General features: G+C 66.8%; 17 protein-coding genes. 9 read left to right on the forward strand and 8 right to left on the reverse strand.

Annotated elements, in window-relative coordinates; translation table 11 throughout:
* Positions 1 to 67: 67 nt before the first annotated feature.
* Positions 68 to 1,144, reverse strand: coding sequence for a nitronate monooxygenase family protein (locus tag KPL74_17195; GenBank protein ID QWT19470.1), 1,077 nt, complete (start codon positions 1,142 to 1,144; stop codon positions 68 to 70).
* A gap of 166 nt (positions 1,145 to 1,310) precedes the next feature.
* On the opposite strand from KPL74_17195, the gene KPL74_17200 reads away from it, so the two are divergent.
* Together KPL74_17200 and KPL74_17205 are read left to right on the forward strand one after the other, a co-directional pair.
* Positions 1,311 to 3,056, forward strand: coding sequence for an FAD-binding protein (locus KPL74_17200; protein ID QWT19471.1), 1,746 nt, complete (start codon positions 1,311 to 1,313; stop codon positions 3,054 to 3,056).
* Positions 3,057 to 3,253: 197 nt separating this feature from the next.
* Positions 3,254 to 5,458, forward strand: a complete 2,205-nt coding sequence (locus KPL74_17205) for a TonB-dependent receptor (GenBank protein ID QWT19472.1) — start codon at positions 3,254 to 3,256, stop codon at positions 5,456 to 5,458.
* A gap of 77 nt (positions 5,459 to 5,535) precedes the next feature.
* Here KPL74_17205 and KPL74_17210 read toward each other — a convergent pair whose 3' ends face one another.
* Complete coding sequence (locus tag KPL74_17210) at positions 5,536 to 5,862, reverse strand: hypothetical protein (protein ID QWT19473.1); 327 nt, start codon at positions 5,860 to 5,862, stop codon at positions 5,536 to 5,538.
* A 122-nt stretch (positions 5,863 to 5,984) separates the two neighbouring features.
* Between KPL74_17210 and KPL74_17215 the strand changes: the two genes are divergently transcribed.
* Positions 5,985 to 7,100: an FAD-dependent monooxygenase gene (locus KPL74_17215; GenBank protein QWT19474.1), complete on the forward strand. Its 1,116-nt coding sequence runs from the start codon at positions 5,985 to 5,987 to the stop codon at positions 7,098 to 7,100.
* Positions 7,101 to 7,114: 14 nt separating this feature from the next.
* Here KPL74_17215 and KPL74_17220 read toward each other — a convergent pair whose 3' ends face one another.
* On the reverse strand, positions 7,115 to 7,678 hold the full coding sequence (locus KPL74_17220) for a CGNR zinc finger domain-containing protein (GenBank protein QWT19475.1): 564 nt from the start codon (positions 7,676 to 7,678) through the stop codon (positions 7,115 to 7,117).
* Positions 7,679 to 7,890: 212 nt separating this feature from the next.
* Here KPL74_17220 and KPL74_17225 point away from each other — a divergent pair, with 212 nt between their 5' ends.
* The gene (locus KPL74_17225; protein QWT22636.1) at positions 7,891 to 8,664 is read left to right on the forward strand and encodes an alpha/beta hydrolase; all 774 of its coding nucleotides are present in this window, start codon (positions 7,891 to 7,893) and stop codon (positions 8,662 to 8,664) included.
* Here KPL74_17225 and KPL74_17230 read toward each other — a convergent pair.
* Entirely contained in the window at positions 8,654 to 9,394 is a 741-nt protein-coding gene (locus KPL74_17230; protein ID QWT19476.1) for an SDR family oxidoreductase, read from the reverse strand. The genes KPL74_17225 and KPL74_17230 overlap by 11 nt on opposite strands.
* A gap of 97 nt (positions 9,395 to 9,491) precedes the next feature.
* Here KPL74_17230 and KPL74_17235 point away from each other — a divergent pair, with 97 nt between their 5' ends.
* Entirely contained in the window at positions 9,492 to 10,382 is an 891-nt protein-coding gene (locus KPL74_17235; protein ID QWT19477.1) for an AraC family transcriptional regulator, read from the forward strand.
* Here KPL74_17235 and KPL74_17240 read toward each other — a convergent pair.
* On the reverse strand, positions 10,379 to 12,754 hold the full coding sequence (locus tag KPL74_17240) for a DNA polymerase II (GenBank protein QWT19478.1): 2,376 nt from the start codon (positions 12,752 to 12,754) through the stop codon (positions 10,379 to 10,381). The genes KPL74_17235 and KPL74_17240 overlap by 4 nt on opposite strands.
* A gap of 35 nt (positions 12,755 to 12,789) precedes the next feature.
* Positions 12,790 to 13,803: a CDF family Co(II)/Ni(II) efflux transporter DmeF gene (dmeF, locus tag KPL74_17245; protein ID QWT19479.1), complete on the reverse strand. Its 1,014-nt coding sequence runs from the start codon at positions 13,801 to 13,803 to the stop codon at positions 12,790 to 12,792.
* Between the two features lie 64 nt (positions 13,804 to 13,867).
* On the opposite strand from dmeF, the gene KPL74_17250 reads away from it, so the two are divergent.
* The 3 genes from KPL74_17250 to KPL74_17260 all read left to right on the forward strand — a co-directional run bounded on the left by KPL74_17250 (position 13,868) and on the right by KPL74_17260 (position 16,627).
* Positions 13,868 to 14,140: a metal/formaldehyde-sensitive transcriptional repressor gene (locus KPL74_17250; protein ID QWT19480.1), complete on the forward strand. Its 273-nt coding sequence runs from the start codon at positions 13,868 to 13,870 to the stop codon at positions 14,138 to 14,140.
* A 65-nt stretch (positions 14,141 to 14,205) separates the two neighbouring features.
* Complete coding sequence (locus tag KPL74_17255) at positions 14,206 to 15,465, forward strand: FAD-dependent oxidoreductase (GenBank protein QWT19481.1); 1,260 nt, start codon at positions 14,206 to 14,208, stop codon at positions 15,463 to 15,465.
* A gap of 250 nt (positions 15,466 to 15,715) precedes the next feature.
* Positions 15,716 to 16,627: a hypothetical protein gene (locus KPL74_17260; GenBank protein ID QWT19482.1), complete on the forward strand. Its 912-nt coding sequence runs from the start codon at positions 15,716 to 15,718 to the stop codon at positions 16,625 to 16,627.
* A 19-nt stretch (positions 16,628 to 16,646) separates the two neighbouring features.
* Here the strand turns inward: KPL74_17260 and KPL74_17265 are convergent, their stop codons facing one another.
* A complete protein-coding gene (locus KPL74_17265) occupies positions 16,647 to 16,793 on the reverse strand; it encodes a hypothetical protein (GenBank protein QWT19483.1) in 147 nt (48 codons plus the stop codon).
* Positions 16,794 to 16,971: 178 nt separating this feature from the next.
* Here KPL74_17265 and mug point away from each other — a divergent pair, with 178 nt between their 5' ends.
* Positions 16,972 to 17,484, forward strand: coding sequence for a G/U mismatch-specific DNA glycosylase (mug, locus tag KPL74_17270; protein QWT19484.1), 513 nt, complete (start codon positions 16,972 to 16,974; stop codon positions 17,482 to 17,484).
* Between the two features lie 118 nt (positions 17,485 to 17,602).
* Here mug and KPL74_17275 read toward each other — a convergent pair whose 3' ends face one another.
* A complete protein-coding gene (locus KPL74_17275) occupies positions 17,603 to 18,256 on the reverse strand; it encodes a DUF3800 domain-containing protein (protein QWT19485.1) in 654 nt (217 codons plus the stop codon).
* Positions 18,257 to 18,406: the final 150 nt, after the last annotated feature.

Genomic DNA, 18,406 nt, shown 5'->3' on the forward strand with positions numbered 1-18,406 from the left:
ATGACGCAAAAACGCTTCCGATGACGCAACCTTGCCGCCTGCCGGCGGATCGCGCGCGGGCGCGCTCCTACAGGCGGTGCAGCAGGTGCGAGGCCTGGTCGAGGATGCGGCGGGTGATGGTTTCGGCGGGTTCTTCGCGTGCCAGCGCGCCGGCCTGGCCGCTCCATAGTGGCTGGAAGTCGCCCTTGCCGAGCTTTTCCGTCGCGGCGCGCATCGGCGCCAGCGGGCCGCCGGCGAGCGGGAACGGCAGGGCATCGGGCGACAGCGGGCCGACCTCGCGCATGATCCGGTTGATGACCCCGCGGGCGGGACGGCCGGTGAGGACGTTGGTCACCGCGGTGTTGTCGTCGCGGGCCTGCTTCAGGGCGGCCTTGTGCACCGGCACGCTCGTCGATTCATCGGACAGCAGGTAGGCCGTACCGACCTGGACGCCCGCGGCGCCGAGCATCAGCGCGGCGGCCATCCCGCGTCCGTCGGCGACGGCCCCCGCGGCGATCACCGGGATCTCCAGCGCATCGACCATCTGCGGCAACAAGGCGAACAGGCCCGGCTGGGTCGCCATGTCGTCGGTGAGGAAGTTGCCGCGATGGCCGCCGGCCTCGTTGCCCTGGGCGATCACCGCATCGACGCCGTGCTCGGCCAGCCATCGGCCTTCGGCCACCGTGGTCGCCGAGCCGAGGATCTTCGCGCCGGTCGCCCGGACCCGCTCGAGCAGCTCACGCGCGGGCAGGCCAAAGTGGAAGCTCACCACCTCCGGCTTCAGCGATTCCACCATCCGGCACATCGCGTCATCGAACGGCGCGCGGCCACCGGCTGCCGGGAGGCCGGCGGGGTCGACCGCGAACTCGCCGAAGTACGGCGCCAGCCGGTCGAGCCATCGGGCGTTCTCCGCCTCGCTCGGCGTCCGTCGCTCGTGGGCGAAGAAGTTCAGGTTGAGCGGCGCCGCCACCGCGCCACGGAAGTCTGCGACATCCGACGTGGCCTTCTCCACCGTGATCGACGAACACGGGATCGAACCCAGCCCACCTGCCTTCGCGACGGCGATCGCCAGCGCGGCGCCACCGGAGCCGGCCATGGGCGCCAGCAACAGCGGGTGGTCGATGCGGAACAGGTCGGACAGGCGGCGGTCGGTCCAGGTCGGCATGGGGGGTGCTCTGGTCGGGGGAAACGCCATTTTGCGCGTCGTGGCAGGGAGACCCAACCCCTGGGGTCCACCATTCGTCCCAAACCCCTCGCCATTCCTCCCTACGCCGGCGACACGGCGCCCACCAGCGGCGCAGCATCGACCCCAGCCGACAAGGAGATGCCCCATGGACCGCCGCACCCTGCTCAAGACCGCCCTCATCCTCCCGCTGCTGCCGCTGGTCGCGAAGGTCGATGCCTTCGTCACCGGCGATGGCCGCTGGCTCAAGCCCGGTGCCGCCGGCTGGCCGACCGACGCCGACTGGGACGCGCTCAACCGCCAGGTCGGCGGGCGTCTCTCCATCCCGAGGAACCCGCTGCTCGACCCGGCCACCCGCGACGAGGCCCTGGCCCAGATCGGCAACCCGTTCTATGTTGGCGAGCATCCCGCGCTCACCCAGACCAGCGGCTGGTACCAGGGCTGGACCTCGTCGCCGAGCGCCTGGGTCCTCGCCGCCGAGAGCGCGCAGGACGTGGCCACCGCCGTCGCATGGGCGGTGAAGCATCGCGTGCGCCTCGTCATCCGCGGCGGCGGGCACAGCTACCTCGGCGCATCGAACGCACCGGACTCCCTGCTGATCTGGACGCGGCGGATGAACACGGTGGAGATGGCCACGTCGTTCGTCCCCAGGGGCGCAAAGGCCGGCACGGCCGGCATGCCGGTGGTCCACGTCGGCGCGGGCGCGATGTGGATCGACGCCTACCACGCGGTCACCACCATGGGCGGCCGTTACGTACAGGGCGGTGGTTGCACCACCGTCGGCTGCGCCGGTTTCGCCGGCGGTGGTGGCTTCGGCAGTCTCTCCAAGGCCTTCGGCACCGGCGCGTCGAACATGGTCGAGGCCGAGGTGGTCACCGCCGACGGCAAGATCCGCGTGGTGAATGCCTACCAGGACCCGGAGCTGTTCTGGGCGCTGAAGGGCGGTGGCGGTGGCAACTTCGGCGTGGTTACCCGGCTGACCTTCCGCACGCATGACCTGCCGGAGAACTTCGGCGGCGTGTTCGGCCGCCTCATCGCCGACAGCGACGCGTCGTTCCAGGCGCTCGTCGCCCAGCTGCTCCGGCACTTCCGTGACCACCTGTGCAACCCGCACTGGGGCGAGCAGGTCGGCTTCGACGGCGACCGCCACATGCGCATCTCGATGGTGTTCCAGGACCTCAACAAGTACCAGGCCACCGAGGCGTGGCAGCCATTCCTCGACTGGGTCGCGGCCCGCCCAGCCTATAAGTGGCTGTCTCCGCTGGAAGTGTTCGCCATCCCTGCCCGGCATTTCTGGGACATCGGCTTCTACCAGAAGGCCGGCGTCGACTTCGCGACTCCCGACAAGCGGGCCGGTACACCGAACTATCACATGGTCTGGAGCGGCGACCTGGAACAGGTCGGCTGGTACATCCACGCCTACACCTCGGCCTGGTTGCCCTCGCGGCTGCTCCGCGACGACAGCGTCGAGGCCATGGCCAGCGCCATCGTCGAGGCGGCGAAGGACATGGACGTGGGCCTGCATTTCAACAAGGGCCTGTTCGGCGGCTCGCCAGATGCCCTGGCCGCGGCGCGCGACACGGCGACCAATCCCGAGCTGCTCGATGCGTTCGCCCTGGCGATCATCGCGAATGGCGGCGACCCGGTGTTCGAGGGGCTACCGGGAGCGAAGGTCGACGCGGTGAAGGCGCAGCGCGGGGAAGCACGCGTGCGCAAGGCGTACGCGCGACTGATGCAGGTCAGTCCGGGAGCGGGGGCGTATTTCTCGGAGAGCGACTACTTCCAGAAGGATTTCAGGAAGGCGTATTGGGGGACGAACGTGGGGCGGTTGGCGGCGGCCAAGAAGCGGTATGACCCTGAGGGGGTGTTTGCGGTGCGGAATGGGGTGGCGTAAGGGGGTGGAGGGTTATTGAGAAGTGGTGCCAGGAGATGTCGCGCGCGGGCGCGCTCCTACAGGAGCGGGTGGGGTAAAGCGTTGGGAGGCGGGGGTTTGGGGCGGGGTGTTGCTTTGCAACAGGCGTGTAATGCGGCATACTTGAGACCTATTCTCATTTCCATTCGCATTGCCGGGCACCGCCCACAGGATCCGCCATGTACGCCACTCTCCCGCGCCGTCGCCTGACGTCTTCCGTCCGCTTCGCGCTCGCCACTCTCCTGTTGGCGTCCGCCGCGGCCCATGCCGCCGATGCCGACACCGCCGAGGACCAGCGCAAGGCGCAGGAGAACGCCACCACCCTGTCCGGTGTGCAGGTGAGCGCCGACATGGCGGCACCGACCTCGGCCTACGCCGGTGGCCAGGTCGCCAAGGGTGGCCGCTTCGGCGTGCTGGGCAACCAGGACGCGATGAATGTCCCGTTCGCGCTGACCAGCTACACCGACACCCTGATCCGCGCCCAGCAGGCACGCTCCCTCGGCGAGGTGGTCAACAACGATCCGGCCGTGCGCTACGGCTTCGGCTACGGCAACTACTCGCAGCAGTTCACCATCCGCGGCTTCCAGCTCTACAGCGACGACATCGGCTTCGATGGCCTGTACGGCCTGCTGCCGCGCCAGCTGCTCGCGCCGGAACTGATGAGCCGCGTGGAGATCTTCAAGGGCGCGAACGCGTTCCTCAACGGCATCAGCATCGGCGGCAGCGGCATCGGCGGCGGCATCAACATCGCGCCCAAGCGCGCGGAGGCCGAGCCGATCACCCGCGTCGGCGTGGACTACGGCAGCGACAGCCAGATCGGTGAGTCGATCGACATCGGCCGCCGCTGGGGCGCGAACAAGGAGTTCGGCCTGCGCGTCAACGCCGTGCATCGCGAAGGCGGGACCGGCGTGGACGGCGAGAAGAGCCGCCTGACAGCGGCCTCGGTGGCGTTCGACTACCAGGGCGAGCGCCTGCGCGTCACCACCGACGTCGGCTACCAGAAGCAGGACATCATCGGCGGCCGCTCGGTCGTGTTCATCGGCACCGCCACGGAAGTGCCGCGCGCACCGTCGGCCCGTACCAACTACTCGCAGCCGTGGTCGGGTTCGTCGCTGGAAGATACCTTCGGCGTGGTCCGTGCGGAGTACGACTTCGCCCCCTGGCTGACCGGCTACGTCGCGGCCGGCGCGCACCATGGCAACGAGTTTGGCGACTACGTGAGCCCGACGCTGTCCGACAACCGCGGCAACGGCGGCGAGTACCGCTTCACCGTGCCGTACATCGCCGACACCGGCACCGGCGAAGCCGGCTTCAATGCCCACTTCGACACCGGTGAAGTCACCCATCGCGTGACGCTCGGCTTCAGCGCGCTCTCGACGAACAAGAAGGCCGCCTACGCGGGCGGTGGTTTCTGGTCGACCAACATCTACAGCCCGACCTACGTGGCGGTGCCGGACTACAGCTACAACGTCGGCCCGATCAGCGATCCGAACTTCACCGGCCGCACGCAGCTGCGCAGCCTCGCCCTGTCCGACACGCTCGGCTTCATGGACGATCGCCTGCAGGTGACCGTCGGCGCACGCCGCCAGAAGCTGCACGTGCTCAGCTACGACTACGGCCAGCCGGGCGCGAAGAATTCGGAATACGAGCAGTACACCACCAGCCCGGTGTTCGGCGCGAACTGCCGCATCAGCGACGAATGGGCCGTGTACGCGAACCATATCGAAGCACTGACCCAGGGCGGCGAAGCCCCGGTGAATTTCAACGGTGCGCCGGTGACCAACGCTGGCCAGGTGTTCGCACCGTACAAGGCCAAGCAGAACGAAGTGGGCGTGAAGTGGGATGCCGGCACGATCGGCAGCAGCCTCGCGCTGTACCAGATCAAGCAGCCCAGCGCCTACGTCGACGCCAGCAACACCTACGTCGTGGACGGCGACCAGCGCAATCGCGGCGTGGAGTGGAACTTCTACGGCGAGCCGGTGAAGGGCGTGCGCATCCTCGGCGGCGCAAACTACATCAAGCCGGAGCTGGTGAGCACGGCCGGCGGTACGGATGACGGCCACGACGCCATCGGCGTGCCGCGCTTCCAGGCCAATGCCGGCGTCGAATGGGTCGTCCCGAACACGCCGGAGCTGACCTTCAGCGCGCGCGCCGTGCGTACCGGCAAGCAGTACCTCGACGCCGCCAATTCGCTGCGCGTGCCGGCATGGACCACCTACGACATCGGCGCGCGCGTCACGCCGACGCTGGAAGGCAAGCCGGTCACCTTCAACGTCACCGTCGCGAACCTCACCAACAAGGGGTATTGGGCATCCGCGACGGGCGGTTACCTGACCCAGGGTGCGCCGCGGACGGTGATGGTGTCGGCGCAGTTCGACCTTTGATGTAGAGCGTCGCGCGCAGGCGCGCTCCTACAAGGGTGTCGCATCCTTGTAGGAGCGCGCCTGCGCGCGATGCCTTATCAAAGCGTCATATACGTAATGATGAAACACACCGTAGTCAGCATCACCATCGCCAGGATAAAGAACACGTCCGCGATCCGCTCCAGCCGATGCAACCGCGCCTCCGTGCTCACGCGCAACGCGAAATAGGCACTCAGCGTCGCCACCAGGAACAGGATCGCGTCGAAGGCCAGTAGGTCGTCCGCGATCGTCCCGGACTTGCTCATCGTGTTGGACACGCGCAGCAGGCCGATGCCGGTCAGGCACACGCCGACCATGCCCGCCGAGATACTGCAGACCATCCGACTGCTGCCTTCGGCCAGCGGTGTCAGCGTGGGACGGGGCATGGGGCGTGGCCTGGCAAGGGACGATGGCAACATCCTAGCGTCAAGCGCGCGCTGCACAAAACTGCAAGCCGTGCCACGTGCGCGGTTGATACGTTCGCCAGGCAGCCTTTCCTGGAATCGCGATGCGCATCGGAGTCGTAGGCGGATCACTCGGCGGCCTGTTCTGCGCAGCCCTGCTGCAGGCGGACGGCCACGAAGTGCACGTGTTCGAGCGCATGGAAGGTGGCCTGGCCGGGCGCGGCGCCGGCCTCGTCGCCCAGCATGAGGTGTTCTCCGTGCTGCGCCGGCTTGGCGGCGAGGCCGTGGCGCGCACGGGCGTGGTCGCATATGAGCGCATCGTGCTGGCACGCGACGGCAGCATCGTCAGCACCCAGCCGACACCGCAGATGCAGGTGTCCTGGGATGGTCTCTACGGATCGCTGCGCGCCTGCGTCGCCAGTGGCCGTTACCACGCCGGCGACCCGGTGGCCGGGCTGGAACAGTCACCCACCATGGCGACCCTTACCCTCGCATCGGGCAAGCGGCATGCCTTCGAGTGCGTGATCGGTGCCGACGGCCTCGGCTCGCTGGTGCGCAGCATCGTCACCCCGACCCGCCGTGAAAACCATTACGCCGGTTACGTGGCGTGGCGTGGACTTTTGCCGGAAGCCGAGGTGCCTGCCGTTGCATCGTCGGCGCTGTTCGATCGCTTCGCGCTTTATTTCGCACCTGGCGAGCAGGCGCTCGGCTACCTTGTTCCCGGTCCGGACGGCGACATCGCGCCTGGCAAGCGGCGTTACAACTGGGTCTGGTACCGACAGGCGCCCGGTATCGATGGACTGCGCCGCACGCTCACCGACGCCGACGGGCGGATCCATCCGTGGTCGCTGGCGCGTGGCGAGGTGTCGCCGGCGGATCGCGAGGCGCTACGCAGTGCGGCGCGCAACAGCCTGCCACCGCCGTTTCGGGCACTCGTGGAGGCCGAACCCACACCGTTCGTCCAGGCCATCTTCGACCACGAAAGCGCGCGCATGGCGTCGGGCCGTGTCGCCCTGCTCGGCGATGCCGCCTTCGTCGTGCGGCCGCATACCGCCATGGGTGCCGCCAAGGCCGCGGGCGATGCGATGACCCTCGCCGCAGCCTTGCGCCGTCTTCCCGTGCGTGAAGCGCTGGTTGCTTACGAAGCCGAGCGCTTGCCGGTCGGCCGCCGTATCGCTGCCTACGGGCGTGAGCTGGGCGCGTCGCTACAGCCTGCCTGAGCAGGCGCGATGCCTCACGTCTCGCGACGCTTGCGGAACTGGCTCACCTTATGGCGGTTGCCGCACATGGCCATGCTGCACCAACGGCGCCGGTGCGACTTCGTGCGGTCGTAGAACCAGAGCGAACAGTCGTCGTGCTCGCACTCGCGCACCAGGCTGAAGTCGCCTTCGGCCAGCAGGGTGAGCGCGGCTTCGCCCAGCGGCGCCAGCGCGCGCCACGAGGCATCGCCTTCATAGCGGCGTTCGGTCCGCAGGCTGTCGCCATGCGCCACGAGCTCGAGGTGGCTGCTCATCTGCCGGGTCAGGGCGTTGAGGTGCCCCACGTCGACGGCGACCCCGCGCTTGCGTGCCAGCACCGCCTGGCGGATCACTTCGCGCAACTCGACGGCACGCGCACCGAGGCCCGCCGATGCCTCGACCGGGCCTCCGGTCATCCGCGACAGCCAGGCGGCCGTCGCCGCGTCGGATACGAGGTGATCCACCGATTCGCCGTTTTCCATGACCACGGTGTTGATCAGGTCCAGCGCAGGCTGGTCGGCCAGGATCGGGGGCATTTCGAGCGAGGTGACCGGGTTCATGTCCCCATGGTAACCACTAAAAGACATGTTGACAAGTTACATGGTTGCTGCGTAGCCTGTGTGTAACCGCATTACCTGACTTATTCAGGTTACAAAGGAGAACTGCCGTGACCGCTTCCGCCCATGCCACCGTCCACCACCGCTACGTCGATGCCGACGGCGTCCGCGTTTTCTATCGCGAAGCCGGCGATCCCAGCGCGCCCACCCTGCTCATGGTCCACGGTTTCCCGACCAGCTCGCTGCAATACCGCGAGCTGTTCAACGAGCTGGCCGACCGCTTCCACCTCGTGGCGCCCGACCTGCCCGGCTTCGGCTTCACCGAGGTGCCGGAGAGCCGCCACTATCAGTACACCTTCGACAGCCTCGGCAAGACGCTGGAAGCCTTCGTCGATGCCCTCGACCTGCAGAAGTACATCCTCTACGTGTTCGACTACGGCGCCCCCTCGGCGCTGCGCCTTGCCCTGGCCAGGCCCGAGCGCTTCGCCGGCCTCATCAGCCAGAACGGCAACGCCTACCTCGAAGGCCTCGGCGATAGCTGGGCGCCCATCCAGGCCTACTGGGCCGATCCTTCGCAGGCGAACCGCGACGCCATCCGCGACGTGCTCTCGCTGGACGGCATCGCCTGGCAGTACACCCATGGCGTGCCCGACCAGAGCCTGCTCGATCCGATGATGTGGCACCTGGACTACCTGCTGATGCAGCGCCCGGGCAACAACGAGATCCAGCTCGACCTGTTCCTCGACTACCGCAACAACCTCACGAAGTACCCGGACTTCCAGCGCCTGTTCCGCGAACGCCAGGTGCCCACGCTGGTGATCTGGGGCAAGAACGACCCGTTCTTCATCCCGCCGGGCGCCGAGGCGTATCGCCGCGACAACCCGGCTGCCGTGATCGAGATGCTGGACACGGGCCACTTCGCGCTGGAGACGCACGGCAAGCACATTGCCGCGCGCATCCGCGAGGTGTTCGCCGGCGTCAGCCGTTAAACCACGCGACTGCGTCTTCACCCGCGGGCGTCCGCATGGGTGAGGCCGGATCCGTCGCCACGCGCCAGACGGCCGTGGCGACGTCTTCGGAACGCGTTTCCGGCTGGTTAGCGTCGCGCAGGCCTTCGAAGATCTTCTCGGCGAACGCCGCGTAGGCCGGCGGGAACTGGCCGATGCGTTCGCGGGCGTTCTGGCCAAAGCTGGTCGACGGCGCGCGGCCGGGCAAGACGATCGCGACTCGGATGCCGAGCGGTGCCAGCTCGTTGGCAACCGATTCGGTGAACGCATTCACGGCGGCCTTGCTGGCGGTGTAGACCGACAGCAGCGGCAGCGGACGCAGGGTCACCGTCGAGGTGACGTTGATCACGACACCCGCCTTGCGCTCGCGGAACTGTGGGAGCACGGCCTGGGTCATCGCGATCGTACCCAGCGTGTTGGTCTCGAACACATCGCGCGCCACCTGCATGGGCGTGCCTTCCAGCGCGTTGAACATGCCGATGCCGGCGTTGTTCACCAGCACGTCGATCGGGCCCGCCGCGGCGATGGCCGCCTGGATGCTCAGTGGATCGGTCACGTCCAGCGGCAGGATCCGCAGATGCTCCGACGCAGGCAGCAGCGCCGCATCTGGCTTGCGCATGGTGGCGACCACCCGCCAGCCCTGGTCGAGGAAGTGGCGGGCGATCTCCAGGCCAAAGCCGGACGAACAGCCGGTGATGAGGACGGTTTGCATGGCAACTCCTTGGGGTGGGGTATGCCACTCACGATAGGCGCCATAGGCCGTACTCTCTATAATCGAAAGTCTTTAGTTAGTTATCCGGAGTCCGGCCATGACCGACCCGTTCGCCGAAGTGGTCACGTTGCTGCAGCCGGTGGCGCGGTTTTCGAAGGTCGTCAGCGCCGGTGGCCGCTGGCGCGTCCGCCGCACGGACGTCGACGAGCCGTTCTACTGCGCGGTGCTGGAAGGCACGTCGGTGCTGGTCGTCGACGGCCAGCCGCCCGTCACGCTGCAGGCCGGCGACTTCGTGTTGATTCCTGCCGCCGACGACTTCATGACAACCAGTGTCGAACCGCCGGAAGGCGACGAAAACTCAGCGGTGGTCGCGGGCGATGGACGTGCCCGCGTGGGCGATCCCGATGTCCCCGCCGACTATCGGGCACTGATCGGCCACTGCAGCTTTCGCTCCCCGGACGCCGCGTTGCTGGTGTCCTTGCTGCCGCGCGTGCTGCTCGTACGCGGCGAGCCGCGCCTGGCGACACTGGTGCAGCTGGTTGGCGCCGAATCCAGGGATACGCGGCCGGCACGCGACGTCGTGCTGGAACGCCTGCTGGAGGTGCTGTTCATCGACGCCCTGCGCTCGGCCGGCACGTCGGCACCGACGGGCCTGGTGAAGGGCCTTGCCGATACGCGCCTCGCGCAGGCGCTGCGTCGTATCCACGAAGCCCCGGCCGAAGGCTGGACCGTGGCGCGCATGGCCAGCGAAGCAGCACTGTCACGCTCGGCCTTCTTCGAACGCTTCAACCGCATCGTCGGCGTCGCGCCCATGGCCTACCTGCTCACGTGGCGCATGGCCCTCGCCCGCCAGCTGTTGCGCCGCGACCAGGCCAGCATCACGACCGTGGCGGAGCGCGTCGGCTACGGATCCGCGAGCGCGTTCAGCACCGCGTTCACCCGCCACGTCGGCCAGACACCCGCACGCTACGCCGCTGCGCCTCGCTAAAACAATTCGGACTGCTGATTCGTGAGTGCGGCGAGCGACTCGCCGGAGGGGGCGAGGATGGCGTCGGCGATGGGTTCGAGTTGATTGGTGAGGTAATGCTCATGGTCGACGGCGGCGACGCGTACTTCGACGGGTTCCGGGCCCGCCAGTGTCATCACGTAGCTGATCCATCCACCGTTTTGATACTGCAGCGGTCGACCTTGCCGCGCGTTGTATTCGTCGGCGAGTCGCGCCGCGCGTACCTGCGGCGGGGTCGTGCGGTCGTACGAATCCAGCTTGCCACGCAGGCGCTTGCGATAGACCAGCAGATCGTCGAGTTCGCCGGCCTGGAGCTGGCGCACGTATTCGACGATGTAATCGACGTACGGCTCGCGGCGGAAGATGCGGCCGTACAGCTCGCGCTGGAAGCGCTGGGCAAGCGGCGTCCAGTCGCTGCGCACGGTTTCCAGGCCGCGGAATACCAGCTCGTCGCTGCCGTCGTCGGCTTCGACCAGCCCTGCGTAACGTTTCTTGCTACCCAGCTCGCTGCCACGGATGGTCGGCATGAAGAAGCGCTTGTAGTGCGTATCGAATTCGATCTCGAGGAAACTGTCGACGCCATAGTCGCGGGCGAGCGTATCCTTCCACCACTGGTTGATCAGGCCGACCAGCCGCGCGCCGACGGCCGTTGCCTCGGCCTCGCTGTGTGCCTCGCCGAGCCAGATGAAGATCGAATCGGTGTCGCCGTAGATCGCTTCGTAGCCTTCCGCTTCGACCAGCGCGCGCGTGCTTCGCATCATCTCGTGGCCGCGCAGGGTCACGGCCGCGGCGAGGCGTGGATCGAAGAAGCGTCCGCCGGATGCACCGAGCACGCCAACGAAGGCGTTCATCAACAGCTTGAACGCTTGCGAGAGCGCCTGGTTGCCATCGCGCTTGGCCTGGTCGCGACGTTCCCACAAGTGCGTGATGATGCCGGGCAAACAATGTTTCGTACGTGAGAAGCGCGTGTCGTTCGGGCCCGGCACGGTATCGGCGAGGTCGCTCGCACGCATGCCTTCGGCGAGCCCGATCGGGTCGACGAGGAAGGTACGGATGATCGATGGATACAGGCTCTTGTAGTCGAGCACCAGCACGGAGTCGTAGATGCCGGGACGCGACTCCATGACGAATCCGCCCGGATACGACTCGCCGTGGCTCAGCCCGATGTTCGGCGCCACGTAGCCTTCGCGATGCATGCGCGGCAGGTAGTGATGGCTGAAGGCGGCGATCGATCCGCCGGACTGGTCGGCCGGCAAGCCGGTGGCGTTGGCGCGCTCGAGGACGAAATCCAGCAACTTCACCTTGTCGAAGATCCGCGTCACCAGTTCGCAGTCAACCAGGTTGTAGCGTGCGAGGGCCGGCTTGTCCTCGCGGAAGCGCCGTTCGATTTCGTCCATGCGGTGGTACGGATCGTCGACGTCCTTGCCTTCGCCCAACAGCGCCTGCGCGACGCTTTCCAGGCTGAACGAGGGGAACGACCACATCGCCGAGCGCATCGCTTCGATGCCGTCGATGGCGAGGCGACCGGGAATGGAGGCGAACACATAGCCCTCGCGCCGGCCATGCGCGCGCCAGTCGATCGCGCGCCCGCCACGCCCCAGTGCCAGCACCAGCCCGTGCTGGTCGGCACAGGCCTGCAGCAGGCGCAGGTCGAACTGCACGAGGTTCCAGCCGATGATGGCGTCGGGGTCGTGCTCGCGGAACCACGCGTTCAGCGCGAGGATCATCGCCGGGCGGTCGGCACAATAGGCCAGGTCGAAGTCGACCATCGTCGCATCGCCTTCCGGCCTGGCGCCGAGCATGTACACCTGGCGTTGCCCGCACCCTTCCAGGGCGACCGAGTACAGCTCGCCCATCGCGCTGGTTTCGATGTCGAGCGAGACCACCCGCAACGACGGGCGGTAGGCATCGCTGGGCTTGATCCGTGGATTCACCAGCACGGCGTGATCGTCGCTTTCGGTGGCTTCCACCGTCACCGACGCCGTGATGAACCGCTCCATCAGGTAGCGATCGGTGGGACGGATATCCGCCTCGAGCAAGGTGATGCCGCGCTCCGAAAGCCGTTTCTCCAGACGGAGCATCGCCCGGTAACCCTGCGCGTAGAGGCCGCTGACCGGCTCCTGCGCGAGTGTCTTCAGCGGCAGCGGCTTCAGCTCGAAGGCACCATCGTTCCTGATCGCCGCTTCGACGTCGGCGCGTTGCGCCTCGCGCACGAAGGCGACCGCCGACTGCCCGGTCACCAGCACGTTACGCGGGCCGGCCTCGGTGGCAAGCCAGAACTCGAGGCTCACCCCATCGCGGGTATCGCGCCAGTGTCGGGTGAGGATGAAGCCACGAGGGTCAGGCGCATGCATCGACCGATTTTACAGGGCCTGCTGACAGCATGGTGTCAGCAGGCGACGGGATTGATCTCCACGCTGACGTGGACGAGCTCGTCGTGGATCGACAACGCCTTGCGGTAGTACGCCGCGTCCACCGGCGCATCCGTGGCCAGGCTAAGCACCACGGCGAACTTGCCCTTGCCCACCCGCCACACATGCAGGTCGGTGATGACCGCGGGTCGTGGATCGGTGGCGATGACTTCGCGGATCTCGTCGACGACGGGCGCGTCCATCTCGGCATCGAGCAGGACGCGGCCGGTGTCGCGCAACAGGCCCACGCCCCAGACGGTGACCAGGACCGCCCCGAGCAGACCCATCACCGGGTCCATCCAGCGCACGCCCCAGAGCATGCCGGCGATGAGCGCGGCGATGGCCAGCACCGAGGTGGCGGCGTCCGCCACGACGTGTAGGTAGGCCGAGCGCAGGTTCAGGTCGTGCGCGTGGCCCTGTGCATGGTCGTGCGGGGGATGCGCGTGGCCTCCGTGCGAGTGGTGATCGTGCCTATGGCTATGGCCGTGGCTATGGCCGTGGCCGTGACTATGGCCGTGGCCATGTTCGTGGTCGTGCTGGTCGCGCAGCCACCAGGCGCAGATGAGATTCACCGCGAGCCCCACCACCGCGATGCCGATCGCCTGCGGATAGTGGATGGGCAGCGGGTCGAGCAGGCGCTCGAACGACTGGAAGGCCATCAGTCCGGCCACGCCCAACAACAGGATCGCCGAGGTGTACCCGCCGAGGATCTCGATCTTCCACGTGCCGAAGGCGAAGCGCGGATCCCGGGCAAAGCGACGTGAACAGGCGTAGGCAAAGGCGGAGAGGCCCAGCGCCAGCGCATGCGAACTCATGTGCCATCCGTCCGCCAGCAGCGCCATGGAGTTGTAGTACCAGCCGCCGGCAATCTCGACCACCATCATGGCCGCGGTGAGATACACGGCCCGGCGCGTGCTTCGCTCAGCGAGCGGATTGCCTTCATTGAAGGCGTGCGAATGGACGAGGCCTTGGGCGGCCGCTTCGATGGACATGGAATGGCTCACTGGGCTAACGTGGCTACATCCTAGTCCATATACCCCCAGGGGGTATACATCGATGTCTCACGTTTCCCAGAACAAGAGCCGCCTGGTCACCCGCATCCGCCGCCTGCGCGGCCAGCTCGACGCCCTGGAGCGCGCGCTGGAAGGCGATGCCGAGTGCCTCGACGTCCTCACCCAGGCCGCGGCCATCCGCGGTGCGTCGCAAGGCCTGATGGTGGAGCTGCTCGGCGACCACCTGCGCCAGCACGTCGTCGCGCCCGAAGATGTCGAGGAACGCGAGGCCGAGGCCGAACAGGTGCTGCAGCTGGTGAGACGCTACCTGGGCTGACGCGGTCGTCGCGGGATGCTGCCGTATGATCCGGGGCAACGCTGCCTTCGGATGAGCCCCAAGCCATGGCTAACAGCAAGACCTTCGATGCCGACGTCGTCATCATTGGCGGCGGTGCGGCAGGTGTCGGCGCGGCGCGCCGGCTTTCCGGCCGTGGCCTGACGGTTTGGCTGCTGGAAGCCACCCAGCGGATCGGCGGCCGCGGCTACACGCTTGACCTGGAAGGCTTGCCGCTGGACATGGGCTGCGGCTGGTTGCATTCGGCGGAGCACAACGGATGGCGCCAGCTCGCCGAAAACGAAGGCTGGACGATCGACCGGCGCCCGGCGGCCTGGAGCAAGCCGCAACCGCATCCGCATTTTCCCGACGCCGACCAGGCCGCCGCGCATGCGGCATACGACGCCTGGCACGAACGACTGATGACGTCGCCGCCGGCATCGGACCGGGCATCCGATGCACTGGATCCGGAAAGCCGCTGGAACGGCTACCTGCAGGCCATGAGTGGCTATATCAGCGGCGCGCCGCTGGAACGCATCTCGGCCATCGACTACAACGCCTACGAACGTGCCGCCACCGATAGCAACTGGCGCCTGCCGCGTGGCTACGGCACCCTGATCGCCGCGCACCTGCCGCACGACACCGGCTGCCACCTGGCAACCCCGGTTCAGTCCATCGACCTGGATGGCCCCGGGGTGAGGCTCGACACGCCGACCGGCACGATCCACTGCCGCGCGGCGATCCTCACGGTGTCGACCAACGTGCTGGCCAGCGACGTGATCCGGCTGCCCGAAGCGCTCGATGCATGGCGACACGCTGCCTCCTGCCTGCCCCTCGGCTGCGACGAGAAGCTCTTCCTGCACATCGACGGCGAGCTGGACCTGCCTGCCGAGCGCGTGCTGATCGCCGACCCGCATGACCCGGACAGCCCGGTGTTCTACCTGCGCCCGCTCGACCGGCCCGTGATCGAGACCTTCCTCGGCGGAAGCAGCGCCCACCGGGTCAGTGTCGAGGGGCCGGCAGCCGCCTTCGGCCACCTGATGGACCTGCTCGGCGGCCTGCTCGGCACGGCCGCCGCGCGGCGGATTCGTCCGCTGGCCTCGTCGGCCTGGAGCGGGACCACGTTCGTACGTGGCTCCTACAGCCATGCCCTGCCCGGCTATGCGGCGCAGCGCCAGATCCTTGCCAGCGCCTTCCGCGAACGCCTGTTCTTTGCCGGCGAAGCGACCCATCCGAATGCCTTCTCCACGGCCCACGGCGCGCTCGCAAGCGGCACCCGCGCGGCCGACGAAGTCCTGGCTTGCCTGTCGTCCGGCACCGGTGGATGATGCACCCCGACTGGCGGGATCGCCGGGCTAACAGGGGACAGGGGACAACATGGCACCGAAGGCATTCGACAGCGCGGCGTGCCCGCGTTGCGGCACGGCATACGCTTCCGACGGCGCGGCATGCGCCCACTGTCCACCGCCGCTTCAACCGCCGCCCCTGTTCACCGGACCATCCCAGTTCGCACCGCGCAGTCGGGCGGCGGCTCAAGAGCGTGCGAACGACCTCGGCACGACCGCTTTCGGAATCTGGATGGCCGTGCTGGCCACCATCATCGTGGTGGGCGGCTTTTACTTCGTCCCGGCCGACCAGCGCGACACTTCGGAAAAGATCGGCGCGATGTTCTGGCCATTCTTCCTCGGTGGCCTGGTCGGCGGTTGCATGAAACTATTTGGGGTCAAACGTTTCCGCTGGATCATGGCCAGCACGGCGACGCTCGCCTGCCTTCTGACGGTAGCCATGCATACGCGCCAGGACCATGAGCGCCAGGAAGTGCACGACGCTATCGTCCAGGTCAACGAACTCGCCGAAGCCAACGCCAACGGTAAGGCCGCGCCGACGCCCTCGGCAGGCGTCTTGCCGGAAAGCCCGATCGCGCAAGCAGTGCTAAAGATCCGCGATCGCGCGGCACAGCTTTCCCACCAGGTGGATGGGCGCATCGCCGCTATCGCCGTGCTGCAGATCGAAACAGTGCTGCAACCCGCAAGCCTTGCGAGCACCTCGGTCATAGCGGACAGCCGCGTGCGCATGGCGAACTATACGAAGCTGCAGCATGCGGTGAAGGACGACTACGTGGCTTATATCCACGATGTCCGCGCCCTGATCGACGGCGTCCCGCTCTCACAGCGCGCGGTCATCCTCAATGGCTTCGACGGAGCGGCGGCACGCCTTACCAGCGCACTCGACCAGTTGCTCGGGGTGGAAGACGAGTTGACCCGCGACGTCATCGGTATCCTCGACTTCGCCGAGAAGAATCACGCACGCATCCTGCTGAAGGATGGCCACCTGCTCATGGCAACCAACACCCTCGCCGAAGATTACAACGCCCGGATCCATGCCATCCAGGCGCTGGTCCCGCGCGAGAAAGCGGCGCAGGACCAGCTCATCCAGATCGACCGCGATGCGCGTAGCAAACTCGCCGAGGCAGAGAAGGCTACACGCTAAGGGGAGCTACGCGGCGTGCTTAGCGGCGCCAGCCGTCGTGGCAGCGGTCACCGTCGTGGTCGCAGCGGTAGCCGTCGTGATGGTACGGACGGTCGTCATGGATGATGCAACCACTCAGGGAAGAGGCGGCCATCGCTACGGCGAGCATGAGAAGGATGCGTTTCATGGAGGGTTCCTCGTGCATGCGCAGTAGTGCGCCACGATGACAGCGTGGACCGGCGCACGCGAGGGATCCATCGAAAACACGTCACGGTGGCGCGACGACAAAGCGTCCGTTCAGGGTTATTAACGAAACCTGATTCCATGCGATGCTTCCCGCTGGCAAACCCAGGGAGTCAGCAAGCATGCCGTTACCCGACATCATCGCGCCGGGGCTCGACGTGCTTTTCTGCGGGATCAATCCCGGGTTGGTCGCGGCGGCCAGCGGCGAGCACTTCGCCGGTCGCTCGAATCGGTTCTGGCGGGTCATACACCTCGCCGGTTTCACCGACGAGCAACTCACGCCAGCGCAAGCCCGATTGATCCTCGACTACGGTTACGGCCTGACGACGTTCGTGCAACGGCCAACGGCTGGTGCAGACGAAGTCACCCGGGAGGAGTTCGAAGCGGCCGGCGACGCCTTCCGCAAACGAGTCGCCCGATACAAGCCAAGGGTCGTCGCCTTCCTCGGCAAAGCCGCATACGCATCCCTATCGAACCAACGCATCCTGCCGTGGGGACGGCAGTCAACACCGATCGCGCAATCGATCGCGTGGGTATTGCCCAACACAAGCGGTCGGAATCGTGCGTTCACCCTCGACCAGCTCGTGGAGGCGTACAGCGCGCTGCGCGAGGCCATCGGGCCAGCCAGGGATTGAGCTTGAAACCGGCGCGTCGTGATCGTATATTCGACCTCGATCCGACCAACCCGCACTCGTCGACAAGAGCCCCTGGGCGCTTCCTCGGATAGACGATGATGTGGGTTGGTCATTTTTTTTAGTAATAGTGCACGTCGCTTCGTGCGTAGAGATCGTGGCAGCTGACGACGTTGTGAGCGATCTGAGATAGCCGGCGATCGTCGCCCCGCTCATACGCGCGCTGGATTGCCCAGGCGCAGTAGTCAGCCACCTGCAAGCATGGGTCGCTGCTCGCTGACCAGAACGTCGTTTCCCAGCGCACATCCGGCAGGACTTGCTGGGCGACATCGTTGATGGCCGCACGAAAAGCGGATCGTTCCTTCTTGGTGCCGATGGACGCTGCCTGGATGAGGAGTTCGTCTCCCGGCCGCGCAATCTGGCGTCCGCAATGCCTGAAGTGGAAATACCACGCGTGCCGGTAGAAATCGAAGCGATCGCTTCGCACGCTCGGGTACGCCTTGGACTTTTCGAGCAGGGTTGCATCCACACGGAATGGCTTGCCGGCCAGAAGCTCGAAGACGGCGCTCCTGACGGCCTCGGGATCCTTCGTCGCATGGAACTGTTTTGCATCGACGTTGATTCCTTTCCAGGCCAGCTCTCGGCGAAGTTCGAGCATGTCCGTCCCGATGGAGCAGTCCTCGGTGTTGACCGTGCAGATGAGGAAATACTTAGACACGTGGGGCTTCCTTGCGAACTCCATGCAGCCTGCCTCATCGGCGAACAGATAACGCACCATCTCTCCTTCGTCGTCCTCTGGCGGCGATGAAAGCACGGAGCGTAAAGATGTCGAAACCGAAGGCGGCTTAACCGCGGTAGCGCTACCCGTTCGTCCAACGTCTTCGGATGTCAGGTGGCGAAATTACGCAGAGTGAGGCGAGTAGTG

Source organism: Bacillus sp. NP157, from assembly GCA_018889975.1.
Classification (GTDB): Bacteria; Pseudomonadota; Gammaproteobacteria; order Xanthomonadales; family Rhodanobacteraceae; genus Luteibacter.